Genomic DNA, 13101 nt, shown 5'->3' on the forward strand with positions numbered 1-13101 from the left:
GTCTGAGCCCATGAACAAGAAGACAGTCTTTCTCGGTATCGAATCGAGCTGTGATGAAACCGCCGCCGCTGTTGTTGCGCGTGGCGCCGACGGGCACGGTGAAATTCTGGCCGATGTGGTGCTAAGCCAGATGGAGGAGCACGCAGCCTTCGGTGGTGTGGTGCCGGAGATTGCCGCGCGCGCCCATGTCGAAGCGATGGACCGGCTGATTGCCGAGGCAATTCACCAATCCGGCGTCAGCCTGCAAGACATCGACGGCATTGCGGCGACCATTGGACCCGGGCTTATTGGTGGGCTGCTCGTCGGTGCGATGAGCGGCAAGGCGATTGCCTATGCCAGCGGCAAACCGTTTTACGGTGTCAATCACCTCGAAGGCCATGCGCTGACGGCGCGTTTGACGGACGGCGTTTCCTTTCCTTTCCTGATGCTGCTGGTTTCCGGCGGTCATACACAGATCGTGCTGGTGCGCGGTGTCGGCCAGTATGAGCGCTGGGGCACGACCATTGATGACGCGCTGGGCGAGGCCTTCGACAAGACGGCGAAGCTGATGGATCTCGGTTATCCCGGCGGTCCGCAGGTGGAAAAGGCAGCCGTGACCGGGAACCCGAAGCGCATTCCGCTGCCACGCCCGATGCGGGGCGAGGCGCGGCTGGATTTTTCCTTCTCCGGCCTCAAGACTGCAGTCCGGCAGGCCGCGCAGGCGCTGGCCCCGCTGGAAGAGCAAGATGTTGCCGATCTTTGTGCGGCCTTTCAACTGGCCGTCGCTGAAACATTGCGAGATCGCGTCGGACGTTCGCTCGCCCGTTTCAGGGCAGAGGGGCTGGCGGACGAAGATCGCCCGGCGCTGGTTGTCGCCGGCGGCGTTGCCGCCAACAGCGCCATTCGGGAGGTGCTGACATCATTGTGTGAAAGCCAGGGCTTTGCCTTCGTGGCGCCGCCCATCAGGCTGTGCACGGATAATGCTGTGATGATCGCGTGGGCCGGGCTCGAGCGTGAGGCCGCCGGCCTTTCCGCCAATGGACTCGATATGGCCGTGCGCTCGCGCTGGCCGCTTGACGCCAAGGCGAGCGCCCTGATCGGCAGCGGAAAGAAAGGTGCGAAAGCATGAGTGAGAAGAAAAAGACTGTCGTCATCGGCTCGGGAGCATTCGGCACGGCGCTGGCCGCCGTTTTTGCCCATGAGGGCGAGGACGCGGTGACGCTGCTCGGCCGCAATGCCGAGCTGATTGAGACGATGCGGACAAGCCGTCGCCATGAAGGAGTGCTGCCGGGCATCACCTTGCCGGACGCGCTGAATTTCACCATCGATCCCAAAATTCTCGGTCAGGCTGATACCGTGGTGCTTGCCGTTCCGGCGCAGGCCCAGCGCGCAGCGGCACTTTATTACGCGCCCTATCTCAATAGCGAGGCCGTCATCATATCTGCGGCCAAAGGGATCGAGCGGGCCAGCAGTCGGCTGATTACCGATGTCTTGAACGAGGCGCTGCCGCGCCATCATGCAGGCGCGCTGTCCGGGCCGGGCTTTGCGATTGATCTGGCTGGCGGCAAGCCGATCGCCATGGCACTCGCTTTCCGGGATCGGACGTTGGCGCAGGAGACGGCGACGATCCTTTCCGGGCGGACTTTCAGGATTTATGCCTCCGGCGACCCCGTCGGCGTGCAGATCGGCGGCGCACTGAAAAACGTGCTGGCGATTGCCTGCGGCATTGTCGAAGGCGCGGAGCTTGGCGAATCGGCACGCGCAGCGCTGATTTCGCGCGGCCTTGCGGAAATGTCTCGGCTGGCCGTTGCCATGGGTGGTGAGGCGGAGACCGTGCGCGGTCTTTCCGGCCTTGGCGATCTGGTGCTGACCGGCTCATCGCGCCAGTCGCGCAATTTCCGCTATGGCGTGGCGCTTGCCGAAGGTAATTTTGACGGGGTCAATGCAGCGCTTGTCGAAGGGGTCTATTCCGCCTCCGTCGCCAGCGAGCTTGCCGGCAGCTACGGTGTGCAGATGCCAATCTCGAATGCGGTCGCCCGCGTGCTCGAAGGCAAGCTCGACATACCGCAGGCGCTGGAAGAACTGATGACCCGGCCGATCACGACCGAATGAAGATTGAGATGCTCTAATTTTCCAGAAGGAGATGGGTGATGAAACCGGCAGCTGTTTTTTTGCTCCTTTGTGTCCTGATCTCGGGTTGTACGTCTCACGAAGCGGATCCCGCTGACGAGTATAGACGCTCAGATCGTCTGTATTACACGTATAAACTGTCTATTGAATGCAGAGCAGATGGTGTTGAGCCCAATAGCATAGGTCAGTGCGTGGACAGAAAGTACGAACAAATTCGGTCGCAGCGCGGGGATCCAAACTGTCAGGTCAGGATTTTTGATGGGCAGACGGTGACGCTGAAATGGAAAGACGAGATGTGGCCCGAGGTTTTTGAAGGAAAACCTAGAGTGAAAGGCTGTGTCGAGTGACCGTGCTACTTGAACCAGTGCACCGTACAGGCGGCGCAGAGTAGTGCTGATTGCTGGCAGCTGAAGGATTGATGAACTGGCCCATCATCACTGAATAGAACAAGAGGAGATATCACATGCTTTTCGCCGTATTGTGCAAGGACAAACCCGATCACATCCATATCCGTATGGAAAACCGGCCCCGCCATCTCGAATGGCTCGACGGGCTGAATGAAAAGGGCACGCTGAAGATTGCCGGCCCGTTTCTCGACGAGCAGGAAAAGCCCTGCGGCTCGATGCTGCTGATCGAGGCGAAGGACCAGACCTCGGCGGAGGCGATTGCGGCTGATGACCCCTATGGTAAGGCCGGGCTGTTCGAGAAGGTCGAGGTCAAGCCCTACAAGTGGCTCTACAACAATCCGGGGGTCTGAGCTTCATGGCCTACTGGCTTTTCAAATCCGAACCGTTCAAGTTTTCCTGGGAGATGCTCAAAGACAAGGGCGAGGCCGGTGAGGAATGGGACGGCGTGCGCAACTACCAGGCCCGCAATAACATGCGGGCCATGGAAATCGGCGACAAAGGCTTCTTCTATCATTCCAATGAGGGGCTGGAAGTCGTCGGCATCTGCGAAGTGTGTGCGCTTGCCCATCATGACAGCACGACCGAAGACCCGCGCTGGGAGTGCGTCGATATCCGTGCAGTGACCGCCATGCCCAAACCGGTGACGCTGAAGGATGTCAAAGCCAACCCGAAGCTTTCCGACATGGCGCTGGTCACTTCGATGCGGCTTTCCGTGCAGCCGGTGAAGGAAGACGAGTGGCTTGAAGTCTGCCGCATGGGCGGTCTGGATAATCCGCCACGGTAAACCTTCGTTGCTTCTTGACGTGTCCTTTCATCTGAAGCATCGGCAACAGGCCCAAGAACGTGCTGCCTCATGAATGATCGCAAGACCTTCATCCTGGAAAATACCGATGTCCTGACCCCGCCGCATGTGCCTGAAATCCGGCTGAGGCTGGCAAGCGAGGTGCACGACCTTTGGATGAGAACCGAGGCGGAGCTTGAGGAGATCGGCCTGCCGCCGCCATTTTGGGCCTTTGCCTGGGCGGGCGGGCAGGGACTTGCACGCTATGTGCTGGATCATCCTGAATGTGTTGCCGGAAAGCAGGTTGTCGACTTTGCCACCGGCTCCGGACTGGTGGCGATTGCAGCAGCAAAGGCTGGTGCAATGTCCGTTCTGGCTGCCGATATCGATCACTGGTCCGGTTGCGCGGTTGCCCTCAATGCGGGCCTGAACCATGTCACGGTCGACTATTGCGGCCAAAACCTGATGGGCGACGCGCTGGATTGCGACATTGTCCTCGCCGGAGATGTTTTCTACGACGCCGACTGGGCCGCGCAGTTGCTCCCGTGGTTTGAAACGCTGAGCGAAGCCGGCGTCGCTGTTCTCGTCGGCGACCCCGGACGGGCCTATTGCCCGGTGTCACGGCTTGAAAAGCTGGCCGGATATCAAGTGCCGGTCACACGTGTTCTGGAAGACAGCGAAGTGAAGAGAACCACAGTCTGGCGGTTCCGTTGAATTCCATTTTCAGGATGCCTCAGTCTTAAATATGACTTTTTAAGTCATGTTAAGCTATTGAAATTCAACGAATCGAGTGGACTTGGCCGTCCAGCCATGCGATTTTCCGCGTGCACGGTTGACCAACGGCCTGCACTTTGCCGATTCCCTGTTTCGTCTAACCGATTAAATCGGTCCGGCGAGCGTGAAACGTCTTGTCGCAGTGGCTTGTCATGGTTACACCACCGTGGAACAACGGTATTGTCCGGCGTCTTCGCGTCGGAAGCTCGCATCATGCTATGCGCCTTTTGAACACCCGTGAGGTTTTGATGGCCACTCCGACCAGCAACCGGCCCCTGTCGCCGCATCTTCAAGTCTACAAGTTCATTCCGACGATGGCGATGTCTATCATCCATCGTATCACCGGCGTGGCCCTGTATTTCGGTACCGTTCTTCTGGCCGCCTGGCTGGTGTCCGCGGCCATGGGCAAGGAAGCGTTTGACTGTGTCAGCTGGTTCCTCGGCTCCTGGCTCGGGCTTTTGATCATGTTCGGCTACACTTGGGCGCTGGTGCATCACCTTCTTGGCGGTTTGCGGCATTTCGTCTGGGATTTCGGCCATGGTCTCGGCAAGGAATTCACCACAAAAGTGGCAATCGCGCTGCCGTATGTGTCCGTGGGCGTCACAGTGGTGCTCTGGATCATCGGCCTGATCGCCTGGTAGGAGGAAAAACCAATGGATATGCGTACACCGCTCAAAAAGGTTCGCGGCCTCGGCTCCTCCAAGGAGGGCACCGGGCATTTCTGGATGCAGCGCATGACGGCTGTTGCTCTTGTGCCGCTCTTCATCTTCTTCATCCTGTTCGTCATCGCCCATCTCGGCGCGTCTTACGAGGCGGTCACCGCTTCGCTTGCCAATCCCTTCGTTTCCGTGCTGATGGCGATGATGGTGCTGGCCGGGCTGATCCACATGCGCATCGGCATGCAGGAAGTCATCGACGACTATATTCACAACGAGTTGTTGAAGCTTTCCGCTTTGATGGCGAACACGTTTTTCACAGTCCTGGTGGGCGGCTTCTGCATTTTCGCCCTCCTGAAGATTGCATTTGTGGGGTAACGACCAGATGGCACCTTCCTCTCCCGAAAAGAACGCCAAGGCCTATGAATATGTCGATCACGCTTATGACGTGATCGTCGTCGGCGCTGGCGGTGCAGGTCTGCGCGCCACGCTCGGCATGGCAGAGCAGGGCTTCAAGACCGCCTGCATTACCAAGGTTTTCCCGACGCGCTCGCATACGGTTGCCGCTCAGGGCGGTATTGCCGCCTCGCTTCAGAACATGACGCCGGACAGCTGGCAGTGGCATCTTTATGATACCGTCAAGGGTTCTGATTGGCTCGGCGATGTCGATGCCATGCAGTATCTCGCCATGGAAGCGCCACAGGCCGTTTACGAACTGGAGCATTACGGCGTTCCGTTCTCGCGCAATGAAGAGGGCAAGATCTATCAGCGGCCCTTCGGCGGGCATATGCAGAATTACGGTGAAGGCCCGCCGGTGCAGCGCACATGTGCCGCTGCCGACCGCACCGGCCATGCCATACTGCACACGCTTTACGGCCAGTCGCTGAAGAACAACGCCGAATTCTTCATTGAGTACTTCGCGCTCGACCTGATCATGAGCGATGATGGTGTCTGCACCGGCGTTGTGGCCTGGAACCTCGATGATGGCACCATCCATCGCTTTACGGCCAAGATGGTGGTTCTGGCGACCGGCGGTTATGGCCGTACCTATTTCTCCGCCACTTCCGCGCATACCTGCACGGGCGATGGCGCCGGGATGATTGCCCGTGCCGGCCTGCCGCTGCAGGATATGGAATTTGTGCAGTTCCACCCGACGGGTATTTACGGCGCCGGCTGCCTGATTACCGAGGGCGCGCGCGGCGAGGGCGGCTACCTGACCAACTCCGAGGGCGAGCGCTTTATGGAACGCTACGCGCCGTCCGCCAAGGATCTGGCGTCGCGTGACGTGGTGTCGCGCTGCATGACGATGGAAATCCGGGAAGGCCGCGGCGTCGGCAAGAACAAGGACCATATCTTCCTGCATCTCGATCATCTCGATCCGGCCATTCTTGCGGAACGTCTTCCCGGCATTTCGGAAAGCGCACGTATCTTCGCTGGCGTTGATGTTACCCGCGAGCCGATCCCGGTTCTGCCGACGGTGCATTACAATATGGGCGGCATCCCGACGAACTACTGGGGCGAGGTGCTGAATGCGGATAGCGAAAACCCCGAGCGGGTTGCGCCCGGCCTGATGGCCGTCGGTGAGGCCGGCTGCGCATCGGTTCACGGTGCCAACCGTCTCGGCTCCAACTCGCTGATCGACCTTGTGGTTTTCGGTCGCGCTGCCGCCATCCGTGCCGGACAGGTGATCGACCGTGAAAGTGCGATCCCGGCGCTTGATACCGATGCCTGCGACAAGATCATGGAGCGTTTTGATCGCATCCGCCATGCCGATGGCTCACAGCCGACGGCGGTGCTGCGCGACAAGATGCAGCGCGCCATGCAGGAAGATGCCGCCGTGTTCCGCATGCAGGAAACGCTCGAGCAGGGCTGCCAGCGCATTTCCGCGATCTGGAACGAACTGCCGGACGTCAAGGTGACCGACCGTTCGATGATCTGGAACTCGGATCTCGTCGAAACGCTTGAACTCCATAACCTGATGGCCTGCGCCATCACGACGGTGTACGGTGCCGAAGCCCGCAAGGAAAGCCGCGGCGCTCATGCCCGCGAGGACTATGTCGATGGCCCGTTCTCCGGTCGTGATGACGAGAACTGGCGCAAGCATACGCTTTCCTGGCTCAATGAGGCTGGCGAGGTCTCGCTTGATTATCGTCCGGTCCATCAGGATCTGATCGAAGAGGGCATCGACATCAACAAGATCGCGCCGAAAGCCCGCGTCTACTGATCGAGAGGAACAGGAAATGGTTGAATTCACGCTTCCCAAGAACTCGAAGATCAGCAAGGGCAAGACCTGGCCGAAGCCGGATGGCGGCACCAATGTTCGCGAGTTCAAGATTTATCGCTGGAACCCTGATGACGGTAAAAATCCGAGCATCGATACCTATTATATCGATCTGGATAATTGCGGTCCGATGGTTCTCGATGCGCTGTTGTACATCAAGGACAATATCGACCCGACGCTGACGCTGCGACGCTCCTGTCGTGAGGGGATCTGTGGTTCGTGTGCCATGAATATTGATGGCACCAATACGCTCGCCTGCACCAAGGGTATGGACGAGATCAGCGGCGAGGTAAAAATCTATCCTCTGCCGCATATGCCGGTGGTCAAGGATCTGGTTCCGGACCTCAACAATTTCTACGCCCAGCACCGCTCGATCGAACCCTGGCTGCAGACGGTATCACCGCCGCCGGCCAAGGAATGGAAGCAGAGCCATGAGGATCGGGTGAAGCTTGACGGGCTTTACGAGTGCATTCTGTGCGCCTGCTGCTCGACCTCGTGCCCGTCCTACTGGTGGAACGGCGACCGTTATCTCGGCCCTGCCGTGCTGCTGCAGGCCTATCGCTGGCTGATCGACAGCCGCGATGAGGCAACCGGCGAACGGCTCGATGATCTGGAAGATCCGTTCCGGCTCTATCGCTGCCACACCATCATGAACTGCACGCAGGCCTGTCCGAAGGGGCTCAACCCCGCCAAGGCCATTGCCGGCATAAAGAAGATGCTGGTCGAGCGCGCGGTCTGAGCCTGGTGAATGGGCGAGAGGCGGGTCTTTTCGGGCTGGCCTCTTGCAGGGCGATGAAAACGCACGATATGATTGCCGTCAATCATGATCGGCCGAGGATGAGCGGGAGTTTTTAACAGATGGTTCAAAAGGTTCTGATCGCAACGGCGATAGCCTCGGTCCTGGCGCTGAGCGCCTGTCAGCGGACCAGTTATAATTACTCCCAGCCAGTGGCGCCCCAGCCTCTGACACCTGCGCCCGCAGGCCAGGTGCAGAGCAGTAACCTTCCGCCACCTGGCGGCGTGCAGCAGGGCACTTATAATTCGGGTTCTATGCCGGTTGATATGGCGACGAAGGGGAATGCCGGACAGTTCCCGGCGGCGCCCGGCGCGCCGACGGGCAGCGGCGGCATGGGCAATGTCGCTGCGCCGGCTGGTGCGATGGCGCTTTCCAATTCTGATCTGGTCGGTAGTTGGAAGGTCAATGAAGGCGGTGTCCAGTGCGACATGTTCCTGACGCTGACCAATCTTGGCGACGGTCTTCGGGGCGGAACCCGGGGCTGCACCGGTGGTCTTTCACAGATGAAATCCTGGGGCATCAACGGCGATCAGGTCGTCCTCAACGATGCCAATGGTTTTGCGATTGCCCGGCTCTACAAGACGGGCGCGAGCCGCATTGAAGGCAGCAGCAGCTCGGGGCAACAGGTTGTGCTCAGCCGCTAAATCCGAAAAGGGCTCGCCGAGGCGGGCCCTTTCTTATAGCGGATTTGTCAGCTAAAGCCTTTGTGGCTTCCGGCCGCGCTTGCCTGCGGCATATCCATCCAATTTCCCGGAATAATTCATGGCCGCGATGACGAGCGTTACCCAACGTCTTGAGACAATGACCGCAGCGGGCAAACTCAAGGCCGATGCCGCACAGCTTGCTGTAGCGGGCGCGCTTGACCATATTCTTGTGAAGCTTGCCGCAGCCAGTGCCCGCGGAGAAGGGGGGCGACTGATTTCACGCCTCTTCGGGCTTTCGCGTCAGCCCGGTGGACCGTTGGTGGACGGGCTCTACATCCATGGCAGCGTCGGTCGCGGCAAGACCATGCTGATGGACATGTTCTTCGAGGCAGCCCCGATCGCCGACAAGCGCCGCGCCCATTTTCATGCCTTCATGGCCGATGTTCAGGAGCGGCTGAATGTGCACCGGCGCAAGCTGAAGGCGGGTGAGGTGAAGGAGGCTGATCCGATTGGCCCAGTCGCCGATCAGATCATCGGCGAGAACCGGCTTTTATGCTTCGATGAGTTTACCGTGACCGACATTGCCGATGCGATGATCCTGTCGCGGCTGTTTTCCGCCCTGTTCGAGCGGGGCTGCGTGCTTGTGGCGACATCCAATGTCGCGCCTGACGATCTCTACAAGGATGGCCTCAATCGCGGGCTGTTCCTGCCCTTCATCACGGTTCTGAAACAAAATGTCACGGTAACGACACTCGATTCCGATACCGATTACCGCATGGAGAAATTCGAGGGGCGTCCGGTTTATCTCACGCCGCTGAACGACGAGACCCGGCGCAAGATGGAGGAAAACTGGAACGTGGCCACAGGTGGCGCCGAAACCGGACCGGAAGAGCTTGAACTGCGCGGTCGCGTGCTGCATGTGCCAAAGGCGAGTGGCAAATTCGCGCGGTTCAGTTTCGATGATCTGTGCAGGAAGCCGCTTGGCGCTGCCGACTATATGGCGATCACCGATCGTTTCCACACTGTGTTCATCGATGACGTGCCGGTGCTGACCGCCGACCAGCGCAATGAAATCAAGCGCTTCATCATTCTCGTCGACACGCTTTATGACCGCACCATCCGCACGGTAATCTCTGCGGAAGCGATGCCCGAGGAACTTCTGGTTGATCGGAAGGGCCGCGAGGGGTTCGAGTTCGAGCGCACTGCCTCACGGCTTTTCGAGATGCGCAGCACGGATTATCTCGCCGCGCACAAGGAAAAATGGGCGAAATAAGGGCGCGGCTTCGCTATTTTTTGACGTTAACGTCAAATAAAATGGATATAACCGATTGAAAATATTGGCCTCAGAAAAATCGGTTGAAAAATACTGCAATTGCCGATATCCCAACATCGTCATGGGCACGGTTTTGACCATCGTCCAGAAATGAGTTTTCAGAGGATACATTCATGGCGCGCAATAAAATCGCATTGATCGGTTCGGGCATGATCGGGGGCACGCTCGCGCATCTCGCCGGGCTCAAGGAGCTGGGCGACGTCGTCCTGTTCGATATCGCTGACGGCCTGCCGCAGGGCAAGGCACTCGATATCGCGGAATCGTCGCCGGTCGATGGTTTTGATGCAAAGCTTTCCGGCGCTTCCGACTATTCGGCTATCGAAGGCGCGGATGTCTGCATCGTCACCGCCGGTGTGCCGCGCAAGCCAGGCATGAGCCGCGACGATCTGCTCGGTATCAACCTCAAGGTCATGGAAGCCGTCGGCGCCGGCATCAAGCAGTATGCCCCGAATGCTTTCGTGATCTGCATCACCAACCCGCTCGACGCTATGGTCTGGGCGCTGCAGAAGTTCTCCGGTCTTCCGGCTGAGAAGGTTGTCGGCATGGCTGGCGTGCTGGACTCGGCCCGTTTCCGTTATTTCCTCGCCGAAGAATTCAACGTCTCCGTTGAAGATGTCACCGCCTTCGTTCTTGGTGGTCACGGTGACACCATGGTTCCTGTCGCCCAGTATTCGACCGTTGCCGGCATTCCGCTTCCGGATCTGATCAAGATGGGCTGGACCACGCAGGAAAAACTCGACGCGATCATTACCCGCACACGCGGCGGCGGCGGCGAAATCGTTGCCCTGCTGAAGAATGGCTCTGCCTATTACGCACCGGCAGCCTCGGCCATCGCGATGGCGGAAAGCTATCTGAAAGACAAAAAGCGTGTCATGCCGGCGGCGGCTCTGCTCACCGGCCAGTACGGCGTTGACGGCATGTATGTCGGCGTTCCGATCGTTATCGGCGAAGGCGGTGTCGAGCGCATCGTCGAAATCGAGCTCAAGGGCGAAGACAAGGCTGGCTTTGAAAAGTCGGTGGACGCCGTCAAGGGGCTTTGCGACGCCTGCAAGGACATCGCACCCGCTCTGAAATAAGCCGCTTTCTTTAAAAAGGACGAATATCCGCATGAATATTCATGAATACCAGGCCAAGGCTCTGCTGAAGGGCTATGGCGCGCCGGTTGCCGATGGCGTTGCCATCCTGAGCGCCGAAGAGGTCGAGGCTGCGGTCGGCAAGCTTCCCGGTCCGCTTTATGTGGTCAAGAGCCAGATCCACGCCGGTGGCCGCGGCAAGGGCAAGTTCAAGGAACTGCCGGCTGATGCCAAGGGCGGCGTGCGCCTTGCTAAATCTGCCGACGAGGTCAAGGCCTTCGTCGAAGAGATGCTCGGCAACACGCTGGTGACCAAGCAGACCGGCCCGGCCGGCAAGCAGGTCAACCGCCTTTACATCGAAGATGGCGCCGATATCGACCGCGAACTGTATTGCTCGCTTCTGGTCGACCGCACTGTCGGTCAGGTTGCCTTCGTGGTCTCCACCGAGGGTGGCATGGACATCGAGGCCGTTGCCGAGTCAACGCCTGAAAAAATCATCACGGTCGCGATTGAACCGGAAGCCGGCGTGACCGCTGAAAACGTCAAAGCCATTAACGCCGCGCTCAAGCTTGAGGGCGATGCGGCCAAGGATGGCGAAACGCTGTTCCCGATCCTCTACAAGGCCTTTGTCGAGAAGGACATGAGCCTGCTTGAGATCAACCCGCTGATCGTCATGGAAAACGGTCGTTTGCGTGTTCTCGACGCCAAGTGCTCATTCGATGGCAATGCGCTGTTCCGCCACGACGATGTCCGCGAACTGCGCGACACGACGGAAGAAGACGCCAAGGAAATCGAAGCGTCGAAATACGACCTCGCCTATGTGGCGCTGGACGGCAACATCGGCTGCATGGTCAATGGCGCCGGTCTCGCCATGGCGACGATGGACATCATCAAGCTTTACGGTGCCGAGCCTGCCAACTTCCTCGACGTTGGCGGCGGCGCTTCCAAGGAAAAGGTCACAGCGGCCTTCAAGATCATCACCGCCGATCCGGCTGTGAAGGGCATTCTCGTCAACATCTTTGGCGGCATCATGCGTTGCGACGTCATCGCCGAAGGCGTGATCGCGGCTGTCAAGGAAGTGGGCCTGCAGGTTCCGCTGGTTGTCCGTCTGGAAGGTACGAATGTCGAACTCGGCAAGAAGATCATTGACGAAAGCGGTCTGAATGTCATCTCCGCCGATGATCTCGATGACGCGGCGCAGAAAATCGTTTCGGCCGTGAAGGAGGCCTGAGTACCCATGTCAATTCTGGTCAATAAAGACACCAAGGTTCTGGTTCAGGGCCTTACCGGCAAGACCGGCACCTTCCACACCGAGCAGGCGCTGGCTTATTACGGCACAAGGATGGTCGGCGGTATTCATCCCAAGAAGGGTGGCACCGAATGGTCTTCCGGTGTTGATGGTACGGCGCTGCCGATCTTCGCCTCCGTTGCCGAGGGCAAGGACAAGACCGGTGCCAATGCTTCCGTGATCTACGTTCCGCCGGCAGGCGCGGGCGCTGCGATTCTGGAAGCGATCGAGGCGGAAATTCCGCTGATCGTCTGCATCACCGAAGGCATCCCGGTTGCCGACATGGTCAAGGTCAAGGCGAAGCTCGACAAGTCGAAATCGCGCCTGATCGGCCCGAATTGCCCCGGCGTTCTGACGCCGGAAGAGTGCAAGATCGGCATCATGCCGGGCTCGATCTTCAAGAAGGGTTCCGTTGGCGTTCTGTCGCGTTCGGGTACGCTCACCTATGAAGCCGTGTTCCAGACCACCAATGAAGGCCTCGGCCAGACCACGGCCGTCGGCATCGGCGGCGATCCGGTCAAGGGCACCGAATTCATCGACATGCTGGAAATGTTCCTCGCAGATGATGCGACGGAGTCCATCATCATGATTGGTGAGATCGGTGGTTCGGCTGAAGAAGAAGCCGCGCAGTTCCTGAAGGACGAGGCCAAGAAGGGCCGCAAGAAGCCGATGGTTGGCTTTATCGCGGGTCGTACCGCTCCTCCCGGCCGCACCATGGGTCATGCCGGCGCCGTGATCTCCGGCGGCAAGGGCGGCGCTGAAGACAAGATCGAGGCAATGGAAGCCGCTGGCATCACCGTGTCGCCGTCTCCGGCGCGTCTCGGCAAGACTCTGGTTGAAGTCCTGAAGGGCTGATCCACCTAAGAACAGATGCGTGACGGCCTTTTTGTGAGGGCCGTCACGAATTTACCGTTTTTGTGGCCATTTGACGGTCGTCATAATCGGTGTTTCATCGGATG

The 13101-nt window shown here is 59.0% G+C and carries 14 protein-coding genes; all 14 read left to right on the top strand.

Translation table 11 applies throughout. The features are described from left to right. The first annotated feature begins 10 nt into the window (after positions 1–10). Positions 11–1108 (top strand): tRNA (adenosine(37)-N6)-threonylcarbamoyltransferase complex transferase subunit TsaD, encoded by a 1098-nt coding sequence (gene tsaD, locus AC0L7L_RS01570; RefSeq protein WP_272209903.1) that lies wholly within the window; start codon positions 11–13, stop codon positions 1106–1108. Next, positions 1105–2091: an NAD(P)H-dependent glycerol-3-phosphate dehydrogenase gene (locus AC0L7L_RS01575; protein WP_473511427.1), complete on the top strand. Its 987-nt coding sequence runs from the start codon at positions 1105–1107 to the stop codon at positions 2089–2091. Before tsaD ends, AC0L7L_RS01575 begins: the two co-directional genes overlap by 4 nt. 481 nt (positions 2092–2572) lie before the next feature. Further along, positions 2573–2866 (top strand): YciI-like protein, encoded by a 294-nt coding sequence (locus AC0L7L_RS01580; protein ID WP_272209904.1) that lies wholly within the window; start codon positions 2573–2575, stop codon positions 2864–2866. Between the two features lie 5 nt (positions 2867–2871). After that, positions 2872–3300 carry an EVE domain-containing protein gene (locus tag AC0L7L_RS01585; RefSeq protein WP_272209905.1) on the top strand — a complete coding sequence of 143 codons (429 nt, stop codon included), beginning with the start codon at positions 2872–2874 and terminating at the stop codon, positions 3298–3300. Between the two features lie 69 nt (positions 3301–3369). Further along, positions 3370–4011, top strand: coding sequence for a class I SAM-dependent methyltransferase (locus tag AC0L7L_RS01590; protein WP_272209906.1), 642 nt, complete (start codon positions 3370–3372; stop codon positions 4009–4011). A gap of 308 nt (positions 4012–4319) precedes the next feature. Further along, positions 4320–4712, top strand: coding sequence for a succinate dehydrogenase, cytochrome b556 subunit (gene sdhC / locus AC0L7L_RS01595; protein WP_272209907.1), 393 nt, complete (start codon positions 4320–4322; stop codon positions 4710–4712). A 12-nt stretch (positions 4713–4724) separates the two neighbouring features. Beyond that, the gene (sdhD, locus tag AC0L7L_RS01600; RefSeq protein WP_473511433.1) at positions 4725–5105 is read left to right on the top strand and encodes a succinate dehydrogenase, hydrophobic membrane anchor protein; all 381 of its coding nucleotides are present in this window, start codon (positions 4725–4727) and stop codon (positions 5103–5105) included. Positions 5106–5112: 7 nt separating this feature from the next. Beyond that, positions 5113–6951 (top strand): succinate dehydrogenase flavoprotein subunit, encoded by a 1839-nt coding sequence (sdhA, locus tag AC0L7L_RS01605; RefSeq protein ID WP_272209908.1) that lies wholly within the window; start codon positions 5113–5115, stop codon positions 6949–6951. 16 nt (positions 6952–6967) lie between these two features. Beyond that, positions 6968–7747, top strand: coding sequence for a succinate dehydrogenase iron-sulfur subunit (locus AC0L7L_RS01610; protein WP_272209909.1), 780 nt, complete (start codon positions 6968–6970; stop codon positions 7745–7747). Between the two features lie 119 nt (positions 7748–7866). Continuing rightward, the gene (locus AC0L7L_RS01615; protein WP_272209910.1) at positions 7867–8448 is read left to right on the top strand and encodes an AprI/Inh family metalloprotease inhibitor; all 582 of its coding nucleotides are present in this window, start codon (positions 7867–7869) and stop codon (positions 8446–8448) included. 118 nt (positions 8449–8566) lie between these two features. Further along, positions 8567–9721 (top strand): cell division protein ZapE, encoded by a 1155-nt coding sequence (gene zapE, locus AC0L7L_RS01620; protein ID WP_473511438.1) that lies wholly within the window; start codon positions 8567–8569, stop codon positions 9719–9721. A 173-nt stretch (positions 9722–9894) separates the two neighbouring features. Next, complete coding sequence (gene mdh, locus AC0L7L_RS01625) at positions 9895–10857, top strand: malate dehydrogenase (RefSeq protein WP_473511440.1); 963 nt, start codon at positions 9895–9897, stop codon at positions 10855–10857. Positions 10858–10888: 31 nt separating this feature from the next. After that, entirely contained in the window at positions 10889–12085 is a 1197-nt protein-coding gene (gene sucC / locus AC0L7L_RS01630; protein WP_272209914.1) for an ADP-forming succinate--CoA ligase subunit beta, read from the top strand. Between the two features lie 6 nt (positions 12086–12091). Beyond that, positions 12092–12997, top strand: a complete 906-nt coding sequence (sucD, locus tag AC0L7L_RS01635) for a succinate--CoA ligase subunit alpha (RefSeq protein WP_272209915.1) — start codon at positions 12092–12094, stop codon at positions 12995–12997. Positions 12998–13101: the final 104 nt, after the last annotated feature.

The sequence above is a fragment of the Martelella sp. K41-7 genome (genome assembly GCF_055808365.1).

Excerpts from the sequence above, each read along its gene's own strand:
- tsaD (WP_272209903.1), top strand. The coding sequence starts at position 11 with ATGAACAAGAAGACAGTCTTTCTCGGTATCGAATCGAGCTGTGATGAA.
- AC0L7L_RS01575 (WP_473511427.1), top strand. The coding sequence starts at position 1,105 with ATGAGTGAGAAGAAAAAGACTGTCGTCATCGGCTCGGGAGCATTCGGC.
- AC0L7L_RS01580 (WP_272209904.1), top strand. The coding sequence starts at position 2,573 with ATGCTTTTCGCCGTATTGTGCAAGGACAAACCCGATCACATCCATATC.
- AC0L7L_RS01585 (WP_272209905.1), top strand. The coding sequence starts at position 2,872 with ATGGCCTACTGGCTTTTCAAATCCGAACCGTTCAAGTTTTCCTGGGAG.
- AC0L7L_RS01590 (WP_272209906.1), top strand. The coding sequence starts at position 3,370 with ATGAATGATCGCAAGACCTTCATCCTGGAAAATACCGATGTCCTGACC.
- sdhC (WP_272209907.1), top strand. The coding sequence starts at position 4,320 with ATGGCCACTCCGACCAGCAACCGGCCCCTGTCGCCGCATCTTCAAGTC.
- sdhD (WP_473511433.1), top strand. The coding sequence starts at position 4,725 with ATGGATATGCGTACACCGCTCAAAAAGGTTCGCGGCCTCGGCTCCTCC.
- sdhA (WP_272209908.1), top strand. The coding sequence starts at position 5,113 with ATGGCACCTTCCTCTCCCGAAAAGAACGCCAAGGCCTATGAATATGTC.
- AC0L7L_RS01610 (WP_272209909.1), top strand. The coding sequence starts at position 6,968 with ATGGTTGAATTCACGCTTCCCAAGAACTCGAAGATCAGCAAGGGCAAG.
- AC0L7L_RS01615 (WP_272209910.1), top strand. The coding sequence starts at position 7,867 with ATGGTTCAAAAGGTTCTGATCGCAACGGCGATAGCCTCGGTCCTGGCG.
- zapE (WP_473511438.1), top strand. The coding sequence starts at position 8,567 with ATGGCCGCGATGACGAGCGTTACCCAACGTCTTGAGACAATGACCGCA.
- mdh (WP_473511440.1), top strand. The coding sequence starts at position 9,895 with ATGGCGCGCAATAAAATCGCATTGATCGGTTCGGGCATGATCGGGGGC.
- sucC (WP_272209914.1), top strand. The coding sequence starts at position 10,889 with ATGAATATTCATGAATACCAGGCCAAGGCTCTGCTGAAGGGCTATGGC.
- sucD (WP_272209915.1), top strand. The coding sequence starts at position 12,092 with ATGTCAATTCTGGTCAATAAAGACACCAAGGTTCTGGTTCAGGGCCTT.